The 22,834-nt window shown below is 44.1% G+C and carries 21 protein-coding genes and 1 other RNA gene (1 of these 22 cut by a window edge); 2 read left to right on the plus strand and 20 right to left on the minus strand.

Annotation, left to right across the window (positions count from 1 at the left end):
- From OGM16_05420 to ffs, 8 genes are all read right to left on the minus strand, one after another.
- Positions 1-160, minus strand: the start of a protein-coding gene (locus tag OGM16_05420; GenBank protein ID UYJ47696.1) for a CvpA family protein. It extends 557 nt beyond the left edge of the window; only the first 160 of its 717 coding nucleotides appear in the window; the start codon lies at positions 158-160; its stop codon lies beyond the left edge, outside the window.
- On the minus strand, positions 157-996 hold the full coding sequence (locus OGM16_05425) for a Cof-type HAD-IIB family hydrolase (GenBank protein ID UYJ47697.1): 840 nt from the start codon (positions 994-996) through the stop codon (positions 157-159). The genes OGM16_05420 and OGM16_05425 overlap by 4 nt, the downstream gene beginning before the upstream one ends.
- Positions 993-3,122: a hypothetical protein gene (locus OGM16_05430; GenBank protein UYJ47698.1), complete on the minus strand. Its 2,130-nt coding sequence runs from the start codon at positions 3,120-3,122 to the stop codon at positions 993-995. Before OGM16_05430 ends, OGM16_05425 begins: the two co-directional genes overlap by 4 nt.
- A 33-nt stretch (positions 3,123-3,155) precedes the next feature.
- Complete coding sequence (recR, locus tag OGM16_05435; GenBank protein UYJ47699.1) at positions 3,156-3,752, minus strand: recombination mediator RecR; 597 nt, start codon at positions 3,750-3,752, stop codon at positions 3,156-3,158.
- Positions 3,752-4,108: a YbaB/EbfC family nucleoid-associated protein gene (locus tag OGM16_05440; GenBank protein ID UYJ47700.1), complete on the minus strand. Its 357-nt coding sequence runs from the start codon at positions 4,106-4,108 to the stop codon at positions 3,752-3,754. The genes recR and OGM16_05440 overlap by 1 nt, the downstream gene beginning before the upstream one ends.
- 42 nt (positions 4,109-4,150) lie before the next feature.
- Positions 4,151-5,833 (minus strand): DNA polymerase III subunit gamma/tau, encoded by a 1,683-nt coding sequence (gene dnaX / locus OGM16_05445; protein ID UYJ47701.1) that lies wholly within the window; start codon positions 5,831-5,833, stop codon positions 4,151-4,153.
- Between the two features lie 30 nt (positions 5,834-5,863).
- Positions 5,864-6,943, minus strand: a complete 1,080-nt coding sequence (locus tag OGM16_05450; GenBank protein ID UYJ47702.1) for a 6-phosphofructokinase — start codon at positions 6,941-6,943, stop codon at positions 5,864-5,866.
- Between the two features lie 264 nt (positions 6,944-7,207).
- An RNA gene (ffs, locus tag OGM16_05455) (signal recognition particle sRNA large type) lies at positions 7,208-7,469 on the minus strand.
- A 171-nt stretch (positions 7,470-7,640) separates the two neighbouring features.
- Here ffs and OGM16_05460 point away from each other — a divergent pair.
- Positions 7,641-9,017 (plus strand): MATE family efflux transporter, encoded by a 1,377-nt coding sequence (locus OGM16_05460; GenBank protein UYJ47703.1) that lies wholly within the window; start codon positions 7,641-7,643, stop codon positions 9,015-9,017.
- Here OGM16_05460 and tadA read toward each other — a convergent pair.
- From tadA to OGM16_05510, 10 genes are all read right to left on the minus strand, one after another.
- Entirely contained in the window at positions 8,974-9,561 is a 588-nt protein-coding gene (gene tadA, locus OGM16_05465; GenBank protein ID UYJ47704.1) for a tRNA adenosine(34) deaminase TadA, read from the minus strand. The genes OGM16_05460 and tadA overlap by 44 nt on opposite strands.
- A gap of 151 nt (positions 9,562-9,712) precedes the next feature.
- Complete coding sequence (locus OGM16_05470) at positions 9,713-10,987, minus strand: DUF6128 domain-containing protein (protein ID UYJ47705.1); 1,275 nt, start codon at positions 10,985-10,987, stop codon at positions 9,713-9,715.
- 177 nt (positions 10,988-11,164) lie between these two features.
- Complete coding sequence (locus tag OGM16_05475) at positions 11,165-11,710, minus strand: GerMN domain-containing protein (GenBank protein ID UYJ47706.1); 546 nt, start codon at positions 11,708-11,710, stop codon at positions 11,165-11,167.
- A gap of 15 nt (positions 11,711-11,725) precedes the next feature.
- Positions 11,726-12,238 (minus strand): MarR family winged helix-turn-helix transcriptional regulator, encoded by a 513-nt coding sequence (locus OGM16_05480; GenBank protein ID UYJ47707.1) that lies wholly within the window; start codon positions 12,236-12,238, stop codon positions 11,726-11,728.
- A 60-nt stretch (positions 12,239-12,298) separates the two neighbouring features.
- Positions 12,299-13,726, minus strand: a complete 1,428-nt coding sequence (gene murD / locus OGM16_05485) for a UDP-N-acetylmuramoyl-L-alanine--D-glutamate ligase (protein UYJ48399.1) — start codon at positions 13,724-13,726, stop codon at positions 12,299-12,301.
- A 7-nt stretch (positions 13,727-13,733) separates the two neighbouring features.
- Positions 13,734-15,149 carry a hypothetical protein gene (locus tag OGM16_05490; GenBank protein ID UYJ47708.1) on the minus strand — a complete coding sequence of 472 codons (1,416 nt, stop codon included), beginning with the start codon at positions 15,147-15,149 and terminating at the stop codon, positions 13,734-13,736.
- A gap of 40 nt (positions 15,150-15,189) precedes the next feature.
- A complete protein-coding gene (locus OGM16_05495) occupies positions 15,190-16,518 on the minus strand; it encodes an MATE family efflux transporter (GenBank protein UYJ47709.1) in 1,329 nt (442 codons plus the stop codon).
- 230 nt (positions 16,519-16,748) lie between these two features.
- A complete protein-coding gene (locus OGM16_05500; protein ID UYJ47710.1) occupies positions 16,749-17,282 on the minus strand; it encodes a spore maturation protein in 534 nt (177 codons plus the stop codon).
- Positions 17,283-17,378: 96 nt separating this feature from the next.
- Positions 17,379-18,314: a cysteine synthase A gene (gene cysK, locus OGM16_05505; protein ID UYJ47711.1), complete on the minus strand. Its 936-nt coding sequence runs from the start codon at positions 18,312-18,314 to the stop codon at positions 17,379-17,381.
- A gap of 112 nt (positions 18,315-18,426) precedes the next feature.
- Entirely contained in the window at positions 18,427-19,386 is a 960-nt protein-coding gene (locus tag OGM16_05510) for a GH25 family lysozyme (GenBank protein ID UYJ47712.1), read from the minus strand.
- A 224-nt stretch (positions 19,387-19,610) separates the two neighbouring features.
- On the opposite strand from OGM16_05510, the gene OGM16_05515 reads away from it, so the two are divergent.
- Complete coding sequence (locus OGM16_05515; protein ID UYJ47713.1) at positions 19,611-20,951, plus strand: GGDEF domain-containing protein; 1,341 nt, start codon at positions 19,611-19,613, stop codon at positions 20,949-20,951.
- Here the strand turns inward: OGM16_05515 and OGM16_05520 are convergent.
- Both OGM16_05520 and OGM16_05525 read right to left on the minus strand, forming a co-directional pair.
- Positions 20,948-21,577 (minus strand): nucleoside recognition protein, encoded by a 630-nt coding sequence (locus OGM16_05520; GenBank protein UYJ47714.1) that lies wholly within the window; start codon positions 21,575-21,577, stop codon positions 20,948-20,950. The genes OGM16_05515 and OGM16_05520 overlap by 4 nt on opposite strands.
- Before the next feature lie 321 nt (positions 21,578-21,898).
- Positions 21,899-22,729, minus strand: coding sequence for a MerR family transcriptional regulator (locus tag OGM16_05525; protein UYJ47715.1), 831 nt, complete (start codon positions 22,727-22,729; stop codon positions 21,899-21,901).
- Positions 22,730-22,834: the final 105 nt, after the last annotated feature.

The following is a 22,834-nucleotide window of genomic DNA, read 5'->3' on the forward strand; positions in this document are numbered from 1 at the left end:
AATCAGCCACATAGGGCGTTGCTATTTTTACCGTGATGATTGTTAATATCAGTGCTCCTAAGGAAACGCACTGACGCAGCAGGCCCCGGTAATGACCATATAGCATCGCCCCCACTAAAAAAACACCTGCTGCGATGGATAACCAATGTTCTGTCATCATTCTTCACTTGATCCAAATATAAATTTTCTGATTGCAGCTGCCACACCATCCTCATCATTATTGAGAGTAATGGTATCTGCTGCTTCTTTTACTGCATCCAGGGCATTTTCCATGGCTACACCAATACCGGCATCTTTGATCATAGGAATATCATTTTCCCCATCTCCAAAGGCCATTGTTTCTTCTCTGGAAATACCCAGATGATCTGCAAGCCACAACAGCGCTGATCCCTTATCAGCACCTTTTGCATTTACTTCCAGGTTATTATACATAGAAGAACTGATAGAAAGCTCCGGCATTGCCATTAATTCTCTACGCAGGATTTCCCTTTCTTCCAGATCAGCCATAAAAATATTGATCTTTTCTGCCTGAGCACCTGTAGTTTTTACGTATTCCATTACATCCGGAACTACTTCCCTGGTATCGCGGATCAGTTTCTGCATCTGTGGACTGAGACCAAATTCATCCATATGATCAATGGAAGAAGGCTGGGTAATGGCCCTTCCGTCAATGAAAGGATCCGTTGCGGAATGATATTTCTTTGCAATATTCAAAATGCGCTGGACCATTTCATTGGAAAGTCCGCAGGTCCGGATAGCCTTATTGGTTTTCAGATCCGCTATGACCGCCCCATTGGTAGTAATGGCATAGTTTGCCCCTGGAAGCTCCCGGATCATAGGCGGAATACCGCCTACGCCTCTTCCTGTAGCCGGTACGATCTGGATACCTGCCGCCTCACACTGCTTTAAAGCCTCATAATTTCCCTGAGGAACCTTTTTCTCCATGTTTAAAAGGGTTCCATCCAGATCCAGAGCGATCAATTTTATTGTTTTCATAAGAAATGTTCCTCCTTCAGTATCAGGAGTCCTTCTTTATCATATTTTGAAGAGAAAATACCTGTGAGTTTCTTAAAGAAAGATGGATTTTCTGCTCTGTCTGCCGCCTCTTCGATCAGATTTTCTGCCTCTGCTTTTGTGAGTGCGATCCCATCTTCTTCCATGATCTCAATGCGCTCATAGAGAGCCAGCATACTCTTACCGGAAATGCTGCAATCGATCTTTCCAGCGTACTGGCAGGCATATTTTGCAAACTCATCAATATCCATTTCCACTTCTTTTGGCTCTTCTGCCGGACGCTTTGGTTCTTTTACTACCGGTGCCTGTACCGGACGTTTCTGAGCCTGTGGATTTGCAGCCTGTTTCTTTTCCGGTTGTGGGGCTGGTTTTACAGCCGGCTTTGGTCCAACAGTTTTTTTAACTGGTTTTTCAGGTGATTTTTGAACCATTTGCGGCTTTACTGCCGGCCTTTCAGAAGGCTGTACCTTCTTTGTGGTTTCTGGGATTTTAGCTGCCGGTGCCTGTGGTTTTACAGCAGCTGCCAGCTTCATTTCTCTTACAGGCTCTGCCTCTTTAACAGGCTGTTTTTCTGCTTTTTTTGCTTTGATACTGTCAGAAGTACCAATGCATTCAAAACGCTTTGCAAGCCCCGGATATACCCGGTGAAGTTCTTCTAAACGCTTTGCAGTATCGATCAGGACAACATTCATTCCTGTCTCATCTCTTGCCATCAGCTGGTTTAATTCCTGAAGAATGGCTTCTGTCATATCACCTGCTTTTTCGATGATCAGGTCCTTTCCTGTCAGTTTATCAGCCAGGGCAAATACACCTCTGCGGTTTAATTTTTCCCCGGAGATCTTTGCAGCCTGGTTTTTTACACCCGTTTCTTTATGTACCTTGCGCAATGCTTCAATAGCCAGTTCCAGCCCTTTTTCAGGAACCTCAGCCTCGATCATCAGATGGTTAGATCCTGTGTAAACCGGACCTTTGCGGATCTCTCTGATATCTGCAAGAGCTCTTGTCTGTGCCATTTCATCTTCCGGAATATCTTCTTCCATAGCTGTAACAGATAATTTTGACATTTCTCTCGCAAGATTTTCCTGTGCCTGAGCTTCATGGAAACGGGCACGGATATCTTCATCTGCGGCAGCTGTCTCATAAATAGCCTCATCTTCAGAAACCTGTTCTTCTTCCGAAACAACTTCCCTATCTTCACCAGCTTCCGCTTTTTCTGATGTTGGTTCCTCTTCTGTCACATCATCTTCCTGAATGGTAACTGCAGGTTCCCGTACCGGTTCTTCCGTAAACTCTTCTTCATATTCTTCCGGTTCTTCTTCCTCCGGATATTCCTGCTCATAGCCAGCATCCTGATCCTGTGTTTCTTCTGCATAGACCATCTCATCTTCTGCCTCTTCTTCACGATCCAGCTGACGGCGGTCTGTATTTTCTACAGGCTGAACAAAGGATGTGCCCTGGCGGTATTCCTGCTCTACTGCCTTTAATTTTGCTTCATATTTGTCTTTATTTTCTACCAGATCCATCTGGTACTTATTCAACGGTGCATACTGAAGCTTTAACTCCATAGCCTTGTCTACATATTTTCCAAGACCAAACATAAGCATGATCTTATCGCAGGTCATAACGCAAAGCTGCTCCATTCCAGCCTTGTTGTACAATTCTGCCAGCTCATACATCCATTTTTCATCCAGCTCTGCATTGCAATACTGCTCTAAGGTATGGATCAGCTGTTCTGCAGGTGCACCTTTGGCCTTTAAGATCATATATCTTAAAATATACTGACGCGCATCATCTGCAGCCAGGTCGCAGAATTCCTTATAATAGTCCTCCGCCTCTTCTATACTGCCTTCCTTTAATGCCAGCTCTGACAATTTATAAAGCAGGCGTTTTCCAATAGGCGCACGTTCGAAGGCCAGAAGCAGGATATCTTTTGCTTCCTGGAACTCTCCATTTTTCTCATAAATACCTGCAACCATAGACAAAATATTTACATTGCGGACTCTTCTCCAATCAATGGTATCCGCGATCTTCATAGCTGTCTCATAATCGCTTTTGTTGATCAGTTTTTTAATCTGCTCAACTTTAATATTAAACTCGTATTTATCCATCTTTTTTGTATCTCCCTGTGCTTTTCCCCGCAGCTACAGCTCTATTCTGCCTTCCAGTGCTCTTAAAAGGGTTACTTCATCAATATACTCCAGATCTCCGCCAACCGGCACTCCGCTGGCGATCCTGGTGACTTTAATGCCTGTTGGCTTTATCAGCTTGCTGATATACATAGCCGTAGTTTCACCTTCCAGACTGGAATTTGTGGCAATGATCACTTCTTCCACATCTGCCTGAAGGCGGTGCATCAGTTCCTTTAATTTAATATCATTCGGCCCGATCCCTAACATAGGTGAAATAGCGCCATGGAGCACATGATATACTCCGTTGTATTTCCCGGTCTTTTCATAGGCCGCCAGATCCCTGGTATTTTCCACTACCATAATAGTCTTATGGTTTCTCTTGTCACTGCTGCAGATAGGACAAAGTTCTTTGTCCGTCAGTGTAAAACATTCTTTGCAGTAACGTACATTATTTCTGGCACCGGTCATGGCGCCGGCCAGTTCATCTACCTGCTCTTTCGGCATATTGATAATATGAAAGGCAAGGCGCTGAGCAGACTTTGCTCCCACTCCCGGAAGCTTAGATAATTCTTCGATCAATTTGCTGATCTGACTGCTGTAATAATCCATTAGAACGGAAAGCCTCCGCCTAAGGCGCCGCCCAGTCCGCCTGTAAGTCTGGACATAGCTTCGCTGTTTGCAGCTTCCATCTGGCGGAATGCTTCATTAGTTGCTGCCACGATCAGATCCTGCAGCATCTCAATATCATCCGGATCTACTACTTCTTCTGATAATTTAATGGAAACTACCTCTTTTTTACCAGATACAGTTACAGTAACGGCACCGCCGCCTGCTGCTGCTGTGTATTCCTTCTCTTCCAGTTCCTTTGTTGTCTCTTCCATCTGGCGCTGCATACGCTGTGCCTGCTTCATAATATTGTTCATATTTCCCGGCATACCGCCTGGGAATCCGCCACGTTTTGCCATGGTGCGTTCCTCCTCATGATCATTTTGAATTTTTCTTAATTTTTAATCTTCATACGTAATATCCATATGGATCTTATCTTCTAAGTCTTCTTTTGTAACGTATATGGTATCTAAGCGCTCTCCACGTCCGGCCAGCCGGGTCTTAAAATAAATGGATTTTCCATAATTATCCTGGACCAGCTGTTCTAACTGGCCTATTACAGTAGGACGCCTTCCCATATCATAGCTCATAGAGTCAAGAAATACAATGGTAAGACAGCCTTCTCCACCAGGTTCTACCACTGTATCCCTGAAGCAGGCTCTTGCACTGCCTCCTGCGCTCCGTATGATCTTCGCCCATTCATTTCTGATAAGATTTAAGTCCTCTAACTGGGCCGGTGGAAGACTGACCTGGTTTGGCGGGACAATGCCTGCTGCTTCAGAAGCATTTCCTGATGGAACACCCGGCGTGCCTGCTGCCTGCACCGGGATAGCTGCCATTTTGGGCTGCGCTCCCTGCATACCTGCATTTGCCGGTAACATTCCCACCTGGGGCGGCATACCTGCTTTTGGCATAAATCCACCTGCCTCCAGATCTTCTACAGCTGCCTCTAACTGCTTTAACCGCTGGAGAACAGAATCCATATCCGGCTCCATAGACGGTCTGGTCAGCTTGATCAGGGCAACTTCCACCATAACACGCTTCTGGCTGGCATAACGCAGCTGGTTGGAAAGCTCAGAAAGCACACGGATATAGCGCATCAATGTATTTCCATCTGTTTTTGTGGAATCTTCTTTTAACTGTTTTAAATTTTCTTCTGACATGTCCAAAAGGCCTTCTGCATCATCTGTGCTCTGGACTAGCAGCAGATTTCGCAGATACCAGATAAAATCAGTGACAAACTGGCCTAATTCACGGCCCTGGATCACGATCTCCTCCAACTGTGTAATACAGTCTTTAGTACGTCCTTCGATCACAGCATTGAACATGCTGCTGAACACACCGGAATCTACTGCCCCAAGGACATCCAGTACATTTTCATAAGTCAGAAGTTTTCCATAGTGGAAAGCTACGCACTGGTCCAAAAGGCTTAGGGCATCTCGCAGGGAACCATCTGCTGCCTTGGCAATGTACATAAGGGCCTTATCTTCGGTCTCAATGTGCTCCGCTTCTGTCAGCTGGCGAAGTCTTCCTGCAATGGTCTCCAGGGAAATCCTCTTAAAATCGTATCTTTGGCACCTGGAAAGAATGGTGATTGGGATTTTATGGACTTCAGTCGTTGCCAGTATGAAGATCACATAAGATGGCGGCTCTTCCAGAGTCTTTAATAAAGCATTAAATGCACCAATGGATAACATGTGTACCTCATCGATGATATAGACTCTGTATTTTCCTTCTGTAGGCGGATACTGCACCTGTTCCCTGATATCACGGATATTTTCCACGCCATTATTGGAAGCCGCATCGATCTCCACTACGTTCATGGAGGTGCCTGCTAAAATGGACTTACAGGAGGCACATTCATTACAGGGGCTTCCGTCTACCGGATGCTCACAGTTGACCGCTCTTGCATATATTTTCGCAATACTGGTCTTACCAGTACCTCTTGTCCCGCAAAACAGGTATGCATGGCCAATGCGCTCTGATGTTATCTGGTTTTTTAAGGTCTGGACAATAGGGTCCTGTCCCTTTACATCTTCAAAAGAGACAGGACGCCATTTTCTATATAATGCCGTATACGACATTTTCTTACTCCTTGCTTTTACTGATCACTATTACTCATCACCAAAGCTGATACCGATCCGTTTTGCTTCCCTGATCATGGAGCAGTCCGGATCTACAGTCTTTAATTTTCCGGCCACTTCGGATAATGGTACTTTGGTGATCTCATTATTCTTTACAGCTGCCATATAGCCGTATTCTTCATTTATAATAAGCTCTGCCGCTGCAGCGCCCAGTCTGGTTGCCAGCACACGGTCATATGGACACGGTTCTCCGCCCCGCTGCATATGGCCCGGAACGGTGACTCTCACTTCACTGCCTGTAACTTCCTGAATGCGTGCTCCGATCTCGTATGCAACAGACGGATAGACAACGCCGCTTTTCTTCTTTTCTTTTAATTCCTTTTTAGACATGGCAGCATCTTCTTTGGAAATAGCCCCCTCTGCCACTGCAAGAATAGAAAAACGTTTTCCGGCTTTAGTCCGCTTTGTAATGGCATCGCAGACTACCTGAATATCATAGGGTACCTCTGGAAGAAGGATAATATCCGCACCGCCTGCAAGTCCTGCATATAAGGTAAGCCAGCCAACTTTATGTCCCATAACTTCTACAATAAAAACTCTTCCGTGGGAAGCGGCTGTTGTATGGATACAGTCAATGGCATTGGTTGCCACATCTACTGCGCTCTGGAATCCGAAGGTCATATCTGTTCCCCAAAGGTCATTATCAATGGTCTTTGGAAGAGATACTACATTTAAGCCTTCCTCGCTGAGCATATTGGCAGTCTTCTGGCTTCCGTTTCCGCCTAATACCACCAGACAGCTTAATTTCAGTTTCTTATAGGTATGTTTCATGGCTTCAACCTTATCCAGGCCATTCTCATCCGGAAGGCGCATCTGTTTAAATGGCTGTCGGGATGTTCCCAGAATGGTTCCGCCCTGAGTAAGGATACCGGAAAAATCCGCTGGTTTCATAATCTGATAATCTGCATACATAAGGCCTTTATATCCGTCTTCAAATCCGATGATCTCCACATCATCCAGCATATTGTACAGGGACTTTGCCACACCTCGCATAGTCGCATTTAATGCCTGGCAATCACCGCCGCTTGTTAAGATACCTATTCTTCTCATATCGCATTTCCTCCATAATCAGAAATCTGGATTTTTCGTTGTTGCCCATAAGAATGATTCTATTATACCCATTTTGTAATTATAGCGCAAAGGTTTTCAAGGGGCAAGCGCATTTTCTCATTCAAACCAGCGCATAAATGAACTGCAACGGATAATAATAAATGAACAGAATCTGGATTTTAGCTTGTTTTAGACAGCAAAAAACCCGCAGATAATGGAATGATCTTTCCAAAACCTGCAGGTTTGAATTTATGAGTTAGAGATCCACGCGCCTTGCTTTGTACCGGCATCACAAACGTTACTCATGCAGTTAACTCAGTCCAGGCTGCCTTACGGCACACGAAAGGTCCTGCTTAGTGCTGCTGCATTCCTGCCCTGACACGGTTCACAGGTTTCCGTTGCGTAAGACCCAAACGTCAACGCCACTTACACAAGGCAGCTTTGCAATGGTCGGTCCGGGGCAAGGCATCACCTCTGCTGGAGCGGATTGCAGATACAGGGCACCGCTATCTCCCCGGCTGCGTGGAAACTTTATAACAAATTTATGCTTATCCAGTATACCTGTGGGGCGTGTTTTTGTCAAGTGATTCATCTTGTTATCCTTATTTTCCTCTGTTATAATAAGCTTCAGAGTCTTTTTTCAAACTTTTAAATTTACATAGAGTTTTACAAATTTTTACAAATAAGGAGCATTTTCATGAATCATACAAAAGAAAAACATGACCAGTATTATGAAATGGCCCATTCTCCTATCAGCCACATTATACCAAAGCTTGCGGCACCGACCATTGTCAGTATGCTGATCAGCTCTATTTACAACATGGCTGATACATTTTTTGTAAGCCAGTTAGGCACCAGTGCTTCCGGTGCTGTAGGCGTTATCTTTTCTGCCATGGCCATTATCCAGGCACTGGCATTTATGATCGGAATGGGAAGCGGCAATTACATGACCCGTTCTTTAGGCGCCGGTAAGCGGGAACTGGCAGAACAGATCGTTTCCATTGCCTTTTTTACCGGTATCATCATGGGACTGGTGATCACTGTTTCCGCTACCTTTAATATCCACAAAATCGTCCTGCTTTTAGGCGCAACAGAAACCATTGCCCCTTATGCTAAAGCCTATGCACAGTATATTTTTATTGCAGCGCCATTTATGATCTGCTCTTTCATCATGAACAATCTGCTGCGCTTTCAGGGGAAGGCTTCTTATGCCATGGTTGGTATTACCATCGGCGGTCTTTTAAATATCGCCCTGGATCCGCTGTTTATCTTTACCCTTGGAATGGGTACTGCCGGAGCTGCTTTAGCTACAGGACTTTCCCAGTTTATCAGCTTCTGCATCCTTTTATGGATGTGCAATCATCAGGAAAGCTGTATTTCTATCAGCATACGCAAATTCCGCCCGAAACTGGCTATTTACCGTGAGATCATTTACGGCGGCATCCCATCTTTGGGACGTCAGGGAATTGCCAGCGTGGCAACCATCCTTTTAAACTTTATGTGCCAGCCTTACGGGGATGCAGCCATTGCAGCCATGTCCATTGTCAGCCGCTTTATGTTCTTTATCAACTCCGTTATCATAGGCTTTGGTCAGGGCTTCCAGCCGGTTTGCAGCTACTGCTTCGGCGCTGGGCTTTATAACCGTGTGAAGAAAGCCTGCTGGTTCTGTATCCGCATAAGTACCATTATCCTTCTGGTGCTCAGTGTGATCTGTTTCCCGGCATCCCACGCTATCATCTCCCTGTTCCGCCGCAACGATCCGGTGGTTATTGAGATCGGAACACTGGCACTGCGGATGCAGCTGCTCACTCTTCCCCTTCAGGGTACTGTGATCATGGGTAATATGATGCCTCAGTCCATTGGGTATGGTTTCAGGGCAACTTTGGTATCTACCGCCCGTCAGGGGATTTTCCTGATTCCGCTGCTTATAATTCTGACTTTATCCTTAGGACTTCTGGGAATCCAGTGTGCCCAGCCACTGGCAGATATTGCCACTTTTTTACTGGCACTTTTTGTGATCCGGGGTATTTTTAAGGAGTTCCCGGAAGATGTTTCTTCTTCCGCAGCTCAGTAAAAAAGCCTGACATCATTTCTGAACATTCTTCTTCTAATATTCCTGTAACGATCTGAGCCTGGTGATTGAAACCAGGCTCTTTTAATAAATTGAGAACAGAACCGGCACAGCCTGCTTTGCTGTTCATGGAGCCAATGACCACTCTTGGTATTCTCGCCTGGACAATAGCACCGGCGCACATGGGACATGGTTCCAAAGTCACGTACAGTGTACAATCTTCCAGACGCCAGTCCCCTTCTTTTTTACAGGCTTTTTTAATGGAAGTGACCTCAGCGTGGGAAAGAACCGTTTTATCTGCGTTTCTCCGGTTATAGCCTCTTGCAATGATCTGTCCATCTTTTACAAGGACACAACCAATGGGAACATCTCCTATTTTGGCTGCTTTTTTTGCCTGCTTAATGGCTTCTTTCATATATTTTTCGTCTTCAGCTTTAATTTTTGCAGCTTTCGCCTCTTCTTCTAAAGCTTTCAGGCGGCGTTTTTCATTTCTTGCTTCCCAGCGGCGCTGTCTGGTGGCAAGTTCTTTCTGGGTGGCTTCATCCATAGAGTATATCTACCTTTCTAAAGTTCATTGGATTTCCCGCATTCCTGTATCAGTGCATCCTTTCGTAAATAACCGGTCCAATGACGGAAGATGCAGATTTGAGTATACAGTTTCAAAACGAAAGCGGTCTGTCTGTTGGATTATAGCACATTTACTCCACATTCTCCATCCTTACGTCCGCATACCAGTAGCCAAAACGACCGTCCTGGGCCGGCTGAGTCTTTGCGAGGACAAAATGCGGAAAGCCGAACATAGATGCCATATATTTTTCATTGCTGTAGTAATGACCGGGAACTCCCAGTATGTAACGTGCTCTGGTATGTTTTTCATCACCTACTCTGGCAAATATCAGATAGCGGTAGTTATAATAGCCGTGAAGGAGAAAACTATTGTTGCCGTATCCCCAGTTTTCTCTTGGAAGAAGCCCGATATCCTGAGGACGGATCGTAAGTATTTCAGCAGTTCCCGGACTGTCAAAAGCCTGCATTTTGGGATAATGTTTCCGGAAACGGTCCCAAAGCACCTCCGGACCCCATTTTTCTTCTTCTGCGTCCAGATGTTCTAAGGCTTTTGGATCGCCAAGGGGGATTTCTTCCTGCTGTGTGCTTTGGATAAATGGGCTGGACGAAGACTGGGGTGACTGTGGCTGCTGGTCTGTGGGTGGCTGGGAGTTTCGATCTGCGGGCGGCTGGGCCAGCTGGTCTGCGGGTGGCTGGGACTGCCAATCTGCGGGTGGCTGCACCCACTGATCTGCGGATGGTTGTGGTGACTGGGCTGCGGATGGTTGCTTAGGCGGGTCTCCAGACGGCTGTAATTGCTGCAGAAGCTTCGGTTCAGATGTATTTTGCGGTGCCCCGGATGCTGCTGGTGCTGTATCTTCTGCCGCATTTCCCTTTGCCGCACTTTCCTTTTCCACATTTTCCTTTTCCGCTATATTATCACCCACTTTCGCCGCCTCATCGATCTCCCGGTTCAGCTCTTCAATCTGCTTTTTCAGCCGTTTATCCCGTTCCTGTGTATCATCCGGCTTTTTTTCCGCTGCCTCTGCCAGCTCCAACTCTGCCGCCTGAGCCACTGCATCTTCCCAGACCGTCTTGTATACACGCCATTCTTCCCCTTTTTCATGAATGACCAGACCAATGTAGCTATCCAGGGAATTGCCTGTCCCCATTACATTTTCCACATTTATAATGGTGCGGAACTCGCCACAGCCATTTCTTATAAAGATATTTCCCAAAGGGATCTCCTGACCTGAAGCGATCAGATAAACACCAATATCATTTCCCCCTGCATATATCTTTTTTACGTTTACACTAAGGCGGCACTGGCCGTTTCTGGACTCCAGCTTTACAAAACCGATATTTTTTCCCTTTTCTTCTCCTTCATAAGCATAAATATACGATATTAACCTGCGATAACCTGTCATATCCTCACTCCTTGCTCCCCTATACAGAAACTATGATTGCTGTTGTATTTGATATCAGTATTAATTTTATGCACAAGGAGTTAAAAAAATCCCCCAAAAAGCATTTCTCTATGCCTTCTGGGGGATCAAATATTTCCGCTAAGGTTTATAAAATGATACAGGTGTCATACAATCTTATCAGTCTACATTTTCATAATCAGCTTCATAAGAAAGATCTGCCGCACCTGCCAGGTCTTTTCCGTTTACCTGAAGAGTCAGCTTGGATAATTCAAAATTTTCTACAAAGGTATTTCCAATTTCTACCAGAAATGCATTATCAGAAACGCCTTCGTTATTTTCTGCCTGGTTCAGATTTAAGACAGCTGTCTTGTTGTCATCTTCACCGGTAATGTTGAAATCCAAAACCTCAGTTCCTTCTGTAAAGATACCGTACTCCATCATCTTATTTACTAAAGCTTGCGGATCCAGTTCATCACTGTCCAGGGAATCCATATCCTGGACAAGGCTGTCACCGTCACCCTTGTGATATATAGAAATAATAGCAACCGGAGCTACGTTTGGATCCGGTACTTTATCACTGGCACCGCCAGTAGTCTGTGCTTCCATCTGTGTCTGCGCTTCTGCAGCTGATTTTGTTTCTTTCTGTTTTTCAGTGGTCGGTGTACATGCAGCCAGTGAAACTGCCATCATAGCTGTCAGCAGACCTAATAACCATTTTTTCATTGTAATGTTGCCTCCTTATTCGTTCTCGCCAAAGCTTCTGAACCAGGAATTTAACTTTGTCAGTGCTTTGATCAGCGCCTGAAGTTCCTCTTCTGTCAGCACACCAACCACTCCCTGGATCATCTGTTCATGGAAATGTTTATGGTGATAATATGCTTTGACACCTTTTTCTGAAAGAGAGATATGAACTACCCGTCGATCCTGTGTACTGCGGCACCGGATCACATAGCCTTTTTTCACAAGGCTGTTCATAGAAATAGTCAGCGTACCCACGGTCACTGACAATTCCTTTGCAATGGATGACATATTTTTAGTTGTACCGATCCCGATAGCATTGATCACATGCATATCGTTATTGGTCAGATCCTGATATTCCTGACTGGCTATCGCTTTCTCTTCTATACTATTGATATCCCGAAACAGGTTCACAAGTACATCATTCAGTGTATCGTAGGTTCCCACATTCTTCCCTTTCACGTTTCTAAAAAGCTTCTTACAGATTGTATCGTATTTTATCCATGTACACAAGCCCCTAATTCCTTATAAAATTCTTAAAAACCTGTGATTTTTCTGTGTTTCCACATAGTTTTACATTAACTTGTCTGATCCAGACACCAGGCGTGCAAAAACTTCACCCCGCTCTTCAAAGTTTTTAAAAATACCATAGCTGGCTGCTGCCGGTGACATAAGACAGCTGTGCCCTGGTCTGGTCAGTTCTTTTGCTTTGGCTACTGCATCCTCCAGATGATCCGTCAGCACCAGACGGTCTTTATCCTGAAAATCCGGATATCCATTCAGGATCTCCTCTAAAATACGCTTTCCGGTAGCTTCCATCAGGATAATATGGGGAACCTTATGTCCGGAAAGGAAATTAATCAGTTCACTGTAATCGATCCCCCGGTCCATGCCGCCTATGAGGACTGTATCCACATCTTTCAGTGTATTTAACGCCTGAATGGTCGTCTCACAGATAGTGGAAATAGAGTCATCATAATATTTAATGCCGTCTTTTTCCCCTAATGGCTGTAAGCGGTGAGGCAGCGGCTGATAGGACTTAAGACCATTGATAAATACTGTATCTTCTATTTTTAAAAGGCTGCACACTGCATAGGCAATGCCGATATCAAAATAATTGTGCTGTCCTAAAAGCCGGATCTGGTCTGTTGGGATCTTTATAAAATGACCGTCATAGCTGGCTTTTGTTCCATCATTTTCCTGTATGATCTCCATTTTTTTCCAGATATCGATCTGTTCCGGCAGGACTGCTTCCTGTCCTGAAACACCTGGTATTTCAAATAATGTTTCCTCAAAAGAAGGCTTTGCTGCGATCAGCTTAGAGGTGCAGGTTCCCTTCTTTGGCAGACACTGCACATTGCATACAAGAACGTCTCCCTCCTTCTGGTTTGAATAAATATGACGCTTTGCCTGCACATATTTTTCCAGAGTGCCATAGTGATCTAAATGCTCCTCATGGAGATTGGTGAGAATAGCAATATGGGGGGAAACAGTCATGTATTCCAGCTGATGACAGGAAAGTTCGCAAACGATCCTGGTATCCGGTCCCACTTCTTCCATATGGTCAAATACCGGGATACCGATATTTCCAACCAGAATGGTATCCATTCCCGCTTCTTTTAACAGATGATAGATCAGAGTGGTAATAGTGCTTTTTCCCTTAGTTCCGGTAATTCCGATGATCTGGTCCCTGAAGCACTGGAAAAACAGCTCTGTCTGGGATAATATCTGGCTGGTATACTCCTTAACCGGCTTTTCAAGGACTACACCCGGACTTTTAAATACCACATCATAGTCGTTTAAGCATTTCTGATAGTCCTCACCTGCAGTCCATTTGCCAATACCTTCCGGCTTTTCTTTAGGATGTGCCATATCTGCCACATCTACAAGGGCACAGCAATCCAGCTTTTTTAACACATTCCAGGTAGATTTACCTTCACGTCCAAACCCCAGTATCAGTACCTTTTTTCCCTTTACCCAGGGAATTATTCTTTCGATCATCATAGTTTTATGCCTCTTCTTCACACTCTTGTGATTTGCAGTTCTTACGTACTAATTCCTCCCAGGCTGTTGGAACCAGGTTCTGCTCATCAAAATATCCGGAGAAATGATCTCCTTTGGCCTTGTATTCTTCATACAGACCGGTAGTCTTATAATATTTTAAAAGATAAGGCAGTTTTTCCCCATCTTTTTCCAGACAGTCAATTGTCATAACAAGGGCTGTGTTGATCTCATCCCTGCTTCCCACACACTCAAATGGCTTTTCTTCCTGGATGCCGACCAGCTGTTCCATAGTAGACTGCATGGTCTCATCTTCTAACATATCCGTTCCAAAGATTTCTTTCACTTCTTCCCTGGAAAGGAAAGGGGAAAGAATAAAGTATACAAATAAGCACTTCGGACAATGGCCGCACCAGCTGTCTGTTTTGCTTCCCGCATTACAGCTTCTGAATATAGCGTGGTACTGCTTCTGTTTTGCGAAATATTTTGCGATCTGGAACTCGCTTAATGGGCGCAGCATACTGAAATAGTAGGCACTTCCCGTCAGATAGTCAGTCTGATAACGATGAAAATCTGTCTCAAATTTAAAGCTCTTGGAATACTGGTGGTTTACCGTACTTCCCTGGACTGTGCTTTCATTTGCACTGGATTCATTGGACAGCGCAATATAAGAAAGACCTGCCATCCTTGCTGCGATCACAGTGGAAAATGCCACCAGCGCGGAAAATGGGGTATGTCCGTTTAAGAAACCTTCTTTATTTAACTGGAGCATGCGCTTATCCAGTGTACGATGTACACTTACCACATGGTCTGCGTCCAGTTTTGCAGATTCCGTAGTATGGATGGTAGCGCCTCTGGGATTAATGATATAGGCGAACACAGGCACATCTGCACTTTTTAACAGTTCCAAAGTGACAGCCGAATCCTTCCCGCCACCTACAGGCACAAGAATGCCCTTTTCAGAGCCTTTCGTATCCTGTTTCTTTCCGTAGTCATTTTTCTGTTTGTTTTCTTCACCCAATTCGCAGACGATCTCCATAAAGCCTTCCTGATCTGCTTCTGTGATCTTATTTACGTAGAAAAATTCCCCAAGACCATTAAAATACAGATCTTTCCACCAGAGGATCTGATCTTTGTTTAAAGCGCCTGCTTCGATCACTACCTGTGGTGAACAGGTGATCTTCCAGTAGCTGACCAGTTCTACCATTCCCAGGGAAAAGATCATTTTCTTCATCAATGGGTCTTCATTCCATTTCACCTGTGTATTTCCATTTTTGGGAAATATCCACGTGGGAGTAAATTCGGAAAGGCCTTCTATTTCAAAGGTATATGTGATCTTTAATTCGTTTAATGTTTCTTCTGTGCTGTAACCTCTGTAGAAGAAACGGGGATATTCTTTTCTGAATTTCAGGTAACGTTCCATTTTGTACCTCTTTCTCAATTATATGTTCTCTCTGTACGCATTACATTGTCTTCCATTTTCCTGTGCGGTACTCTGCATAGGAGATGGCCCAGTTTGCAAACCAGCCCACAGGAACTGCGCACCAGACCATGGCAATGCCAAATCTTGGGGCACACGTAATGGCGATGATCACACGGATTCCTAAGTTTACCAGATTGGCAACGGTAAACATTTTCATATCACCGGCACCGCGCAGCAGGCCATCCACTGACATTTTAAAACCAATAAAGCAGAAAAACCAACCCATAAAGGTAAGATAACCGATTCCTGTGGAAAGTGCAACTGCCGTTCCTTCATTTCCAATGAACAGTCCGATCATACCCCGGTTAAATACCTCTAAAAAGAAGCAGATAACTGCTGCACAGACAATGACCATTTTACTGGCTGCGTGAAGTCCCTGAACGACACGGTCTTTCTGCTGTGCTCCGATATTTTGCGCTGTATAGGATGAAACGGCATTTCCGATGGCAGACATTGGCACAACACAGATGGACTCAATACGCATGGCTGCTGAAAAACCTGCCAGTGCCTCGGAACCAAAGCCGTTGACTACAGACTGTACCAGCATCATACCAATGGATACAGTAGACTGCTGGAGAATAGACGGAATAGCTATACGGGTCATTTCTGACAGCTCCATTGTATCAAACAGTGTTTTCTGCTTTCCTTCCAGATCGTTCAGGTTTTTAATAAGAACCGCAAAGGAAAGGACAGCGGAAATTCCCTGTGCGATCAAAGTGGCCCATGCAACACCGGCTACTCCCATATCCATTTTTGTGACCATGATAATATCAAGGGCTACATTAAATACAGAAGAGAATATCAGGAAATACAGTGGGATCCTGGATTTTCCCAGTGCGTTGAACATGGCAGAAAGCACGTTGTACATAAAAAGGAAGGGCAGTCCCAGAAAATAGATCCGCAAATACTGTGCTGCCATATCCAGACAGTCTGACGGAGTATTTAACCAGATCATGATCTGTTTTCCAAGGACCAGACCTGCCACACCAAGACATAAGCTGATACCAAGGAAGGATAAAAGAGCTGTAAATACAGCTGTTTTCATTCTCCCGTATTCTTTTGCACCAAAACAGCGGCTTACGATCACCGATGCACCGATACCGCCGCCAATGGCTACACAAATAAAGATGTTGGTCAGTGCATAGGAAGCACCTACCGCTGCCAGAGCCTGCTCACTGACATAACGGCCTACAATGGCAGAGTCTACCATGGTATAAGTCTGCTGGAACAGGTTTCCTATAATCATTGGCAGTGAAAATAAAAATAACGCCTGTAAGGGCGGTTTTTTTATCAGATAATCATTATCCATTTTATTGCAGCCTCCTGTGTGTCTAATGTACTCTCGGAATCTTTTTGTACTTGATTTTGCGAGAAAAGACTCTGAAAATTCATTTCCTGTATTAGTATATCGGAGAATGAGGATTTATTCAATAGAATATACTTGCCGTATTTAAATGTGAAAAAACAGAGTTCACAACTGTATCATACGGAATTTTCAGTTCAGAAAATTCCTACCCGTGAAAAGTAACAAAACAGATCCTATAAAACCACCAGACGGTCAGCCAGAAATACCCCCACTGCCAGACTGACAAGCGCAGCCAAAAGTCCCCCTGCAAGCGTGTACCGGGTACGGCTGATACCAACAAAACCAAAATATACACTCATGCAATAAAGTACAGTTTCTGTACTTCCCATAAGAATGGAGGCCATAAGGCCGATCCGGGAGTCCGGGCCATAATTTTTAAACAAGTCCAATAACAGACCCACAGCGGCGGAGTTGGAAATCAGACGCACAAATGCAATAGGGATAATTTGCCCCGGAAGACCCAGGGAAGTGGCCGGTGCTTCTAAAATCTGACTTAAAAATTCTAAAAATCCAGAAGCCCGAAGTACGCCTACCGCGGTCATCAGCCCCACCAGAGAAGGTACTACCTGAACTACAGTGCCCATCCCTTCTTTTGCGCCCCACAGAAAATCATCAAATACCTGACGTTTTCCAAGAATGCCGAAACCAACAATATAAAAAATAATAAGTGGAACCATAAGATCTGATAAAAACAAAAGAAAACCCATAAAAAATACCCATCCCCACACATGCTTTGTTTTTACAACATACGTGGAAATGGATATTTTTATGAATATGGGGATGAGAGTATACGATACCCGGAATTATGCCTCAGTAAATAATGGAGTGGAGTAGTATCTGTCACCGCTGTCTGGAAGAAGAGCTACAATGGTCTTTCCTTCGTTTTCAGGACGTTTTGCCAGCTGGATGGCTGCATATAAAGCTGCACCAGAAGAGATACCGGTTAAGATACCTTCTGTCTTTGCAAGAAGCTTGGATGCTTCAAATGGATGCTCATTGTCGATGGGCATAACCTCATCGTAGATCTTGGTATCCAGTACCTTGGGTACGAAACCAGCACCGATTCCCTGGATCTTATGTGCACCGCCATGTCCTTCAGAGAGAACAGGAGAAGTTGCAGGCTCTACTGCTACTACCTTTACATTTTGGTTCTGCTCTTTTAAGTATGTGCCAACACCGGTAATTGTGCCGCCTGTACCTACACCTGCTACGAAGAAGTCTACCTGACCCTCTGCATCTCTCCAGATCTCAGGACCTGTGGTCTCTTTGTGGATCTTCGGGTTTACAGGGTTTACAAACTGGCCTGGGATAAAGCTGTCCGGGATCTCTTTTGCCAGTTCATCTGCCTTTGCGATAGCTCCGCTCATTCCCTTATCCCCAGGTGTAAGGACGATCTCAGCGCCATATGCCTTTAAAATGTTGCGGCGCTCTACGCTCATGGTCTCCGGCATGGTTAAGATCACGCGGTAGCCCTTGGATGCCGCTACAGATGCAAGTCCGATACCTGTATTTCCGGAAGTTGGTTCAATAATAACAGAACCTGGTTTTAAAACGCCTCTTGCTTCTGCATCTTCGATCATTGCCTTTCCTACACGGTCTTTTACACTTCCTGCCGGGTTAAAGTATTCCAGCTTCAGTAAAATTCTTGCTTTTAATCCTTCTTTTTTCTCCAGATTTACCGGCTCTAAAAGTGGTGTGTTTCCTACTAATCCTGCTGCTCCCTTAACAATTCCTGCCATAATAAGCTCCTTTCCATGCACAGCACATATGCCTATCTGTTCACTGGGTTTTGATTTATGGGTATTATAAAACCCATAAACCTACCTGTCAATAGGTTTATGGGTTTTTATTTCAATACATCATAGCTCCATTTGCAGCGAACCGGTAAGTCCTGCCATCAATGACCATTTCCGTATTGCTGACCATGGCTCCATTTGCATCCATATAATACCAGTTATCTCCCACCTGTACCCAGCCGGTCTGCTTCACATAATCTTTCATGTAATACCATCTGCTATCAATCTTCTTCCAGCTATTTGCAGGGATTTTAGAACTATAGTCTGTAAACGACAGTTCAATGGTCACATGATCATTAATCCCATCTACATTTCCTTCCTGGGTGCACTGCCAGATAGTGCGGTTTGGATAACTGTTTACTGTGCCATAACGTGCATACCAGATATCATATGGGATATCTGCTGTATTTAAGTGATTGGTAAGCCAGTCATTATTTGCATACACAATAGGGCAATAACCTGCATCTACGATCACCTTGCAGAAGGCATTTACATTTTCCGTGATCTGGGCTGCACTTAAACCCTGTTCCAACAGGTAATTAGACTCCACATCATAAGCTACCGGATAGGAAACCGGAAAATCCTTAATAACCTGGAGCACATACTCTGCCTCATCTGCTGCCGTCTGTGCATCCAGCGCCTGCGTATAGAAGAACACGCCTGTTTTTATGCCATGGGCTGCTGCTTCTGTTATATTCCGTTCAAAATACGGATCCCTGTCTTTATAATAGCCAATGCGGATCATGGCAAAACCAACGCCATCTGCAGCCACTTTTCCCCAATCAATACCATTTTCCTTATTTGCACGGTTCTGGTATTTTGTCACGGTAATACCTTTTGCCACTGCCCCCTCAACAGGCGCACCTGAAGCATCTACATAACTGCCATTTTCAAAATCCCATGCTTTTGCCTGGGCTGCCATAGGAAAAGCCAGCGAAACTGCAAGCACTGCTGCTGCCAATTTCAGAGAACCCTTATATTTCATATACCGGATTTTATTCCCATTCTGTTTCATCTATTCCCGTCCTTTCTGTTTTTCACAAATCATTCATGAGAGTTTCCGCCTGGGATAACAGGCAGCTAAGCAGGCATGTGGAGAACCTGAATATAAGGTATTATAACTCTGTTTCAGCAAATAAGTATTAATATTTGTCGAAGAAAGTCTAAAAATTGTCCTACCATTTTTCAAAAAAATCGGATATAATAAATAATATAGTTATGCACTAGGAGCGATTTTTTATGTCTAAAGTTTGGGAATTTTTTGAAAATATGAATGAAGCTGTTTATGCTTCTGATATAGATACATATGAACTGATCTATTTAAACAAAACAGCCAGAAATCTGTTCCATTTTAAGGATAAGGCTGCTTATAAAGGTAAAAAATGCTACGAAATCCTGCAGCAATGCTCCTCTCCCTGTGCAATGTGTACCAATAAACGCTTAAAACCAGATGAATTTTACGAATGGTCCCGTTTTAATCCGATGGTGAATCGTTCTTTTCTGCTGAAAGATACTATGGTCATTGATGACGGGCGCAGAATCCGAATTGAAATAGCGATCGATCTGGATATCCAGGAAATGACAAAGAAAACTTTCTCCCAGTTTACAGACACTGAAGCTCTGATCAATGAAGGGCTTCGCTGTGCTCTGGCAGAAGAAACACCTGAACAGTCTATTAATACATTATTGCAGTATCTGGGACAGATGTTCCACAGCGACCGGGTATATATTTTCGAGAAAAATAAACATGGCAACTTTGATAATACCTTTGAATGGTGCACCTGTGGCGTTTCTCCCCAGATAAATATGCTGCACAATATCCCACCGGAAGCACTGGGAACATGGCCTTCCACTTTCCAGAAAGGAGAAAGCGTGATCATCCGGAATTTGGATGATATTATGTCTTATGATCCTGTTGTGTATGAAACACTTATGCCCCAGAATATTAAACGGCTGGTCACCAGCCCTATTTCCCGCAATCAGGATATAATCGCTTTCTATGGTATCGACAATCCACCCCTTGATCGTATGGATCATATTGCTTTTATGCTTCAGCTATTTGGACATTTTATCGATTCCATGCTGCGACGCAGAAATCTGGTTGAAAAGCTGGAAAACTTAAGCTATTATGACCAGCTGACCGGTGCGAAAAACCGCCATGCCCTGAATGAACAGCTGGCTTCCCTTACCAAGGGCCAAAGTCTGGGCATACTTTACGGTGATGTTATGGGATTAAAACAGATCAATGATACTTTGGGACATCAGGCTGGCGATAAAGCCCTTCTTTATGCCTGTGAAAAACTGAAATCCCATTTTCCGGAGGAATGTGTATACCGTATTGGCGGTGATGAGTTTATTGTGCTCATACCGGGCATTACAGAAAATCTGTTCCAGTCCATGATCCGTTCTATACTGGCAGATATGGCAGAAAGCTCCGTTCACCTGGCTCTTGGCTCTGTGTGGGTAGAAGATTGTACTGACAATGCTGAAAAGGCTCTGTCTGAAGCAGATGCCAGAATGTATGAAGATAAACGGGCCTATTATGCAAAGAACAGACAGTTAGACAGAAGGAGACGTTAAAGTACGTCTCCTTTTTTATTGGAACGATCCATGATCCTGCAAAAAAATACCGCTGCCAGAGTACTTACCATAGTTGCCACAAGACATGGACCTGTAACAGCTGCCGCAGATACACTGTGATACTGGCTTCTGTAAGCGATGATATTCACCGGGATCAGCTGAAGGGATGATATGTTCATGACCAAAAACGTACACATTTCATTGCTGGCAGTGCCTTTGGGAACTGCCCGAACCGTGCTTTTCTCTTTTCTGCGCATCTCTTCTATTTTTTCCAGTTCTTTCATGGCCTTAAGTCCCGCAGGGGTTGCGGCCCAGCCAAGCCCTAAAATATTTGCAATGAAATTTACTGAAATCTGTCTGGCAGCTTCACAGTCCGTTGGCAGATCTGGAAACAGAAACTTTAATATGGGCCTCATTTTCCCCGAAAGCTGCTCTACCAGCCCGGCCCTGCTTCCTATCTCCAGGATCCCGTTCCAGAAAGCTACGATCCCCACCATGGTGAGGCTTAATGTTACTGCTTCCCCAGCTGCGCTTAAAGCTCCTTCTGTTACCTGAGCCAGTCTTCCATGAAATGCTCCCCATATGATCCCCAGAAAAAGCATTCCGCTCCAGATATAATTTAACATATGACTTTTTCTGCGTTCCTTACACACCCATTTATACACATTTTATGATCTGGTGCACGGGAAAATACACCTTCCTGTAGTGCAAAAGTTATCCACAATCTAAATCTTGTATTTCCCCTTTTTTTTACCACATATCTTGTGTTTGTCGGTGGATAATGTGGATAACTTTGGGGATAACTCTGTTTATAGTGTGTGTAAACCATGGGGAAACTGTGGGGAAATATGTATTTTTATGTGGAAATAGAAAATTTTGTGGATTTTTTATCCACATTTTCACAGATTTTGGAAATCTGCTTTTGAATTTTCCTGGCTCATCCTGTTTTACTGCTCTCTTTTCACCAGCATATATAGCTCCATAAAGTGAATATTTCTTTCCTCTCCCAAAAATGTTGTCATATTATTGGCATAAAAAATCTGTTCCGGCTCTACACCCTGGGATTTTCCCCAGTTATACATTTTCCAGGCAACCTCTTCATTCAGATAAATGCTTTCTGATTTCACAATGGTATAAATACAGGGAGCCGGTTCTGTCAATTTATACTGCTCCGGCTGAAATCCTTTTCCGATCCACTGCTCTACTCCTTTATAAAGAAGCAGATTGGTTTCCCTCTCCTGCAGACCGTCTTTCCCCATTGAAAATAATGTATAAAAATATGTCATGTCCAGACCTTCTATCGTCGAAGACATGGCAAACCACTGCTTCAGACCCTCAAGAAGGCTTTCGCAGACCCCTAATTTATAAGCTGTGGGGAAATTTTTAAAAGTATATTTTCCCTCATATTTCTCGGCCTGATCCATATCCCGTTCAGCAAGCTGCATACGTGCGATCGCCTGCTGGTGATACTGTATGCTGGCTTCCTCCTGTTTTATACGCATTGCTAAATGTTCTTTCATACATTCTAAGGAATTCTCTTCCTTTATATATCTTTCAATTTCTTCCAGACTCTGGTTCATCTTCCGCCTGTATACAATAAACATAAGCCGAAGGATATCTTCTTCCAGATAATAACGATATCCATTTTCCTTTTTTCTTGATTTTATAATCCCTTTTTTCTCATAAAAACGGAGAGTATCCCGGCTTATGCCCACGATCTCGGACATATCACCTATAAGATACTCTCGACGTTTCATTTCTGTTCTGTTTTCCGTCATACCTTTCTTTTCTCCTGTTTTCCCATTTTCTCATAATCGATATTTCTTCCGGATGTGTCCTTAAAGAATATCTTATATAGATTTTGTGATTTGGTCAATGATGAC

Source organism: Lachnospiraceae bacterium, from assembly GCA_025758065.1.
Taxonomy (GTDB): Bacteria; Bacillota; Clostridia; order Lachnospirales; family Lachnospiraceae; genus Enterocloster.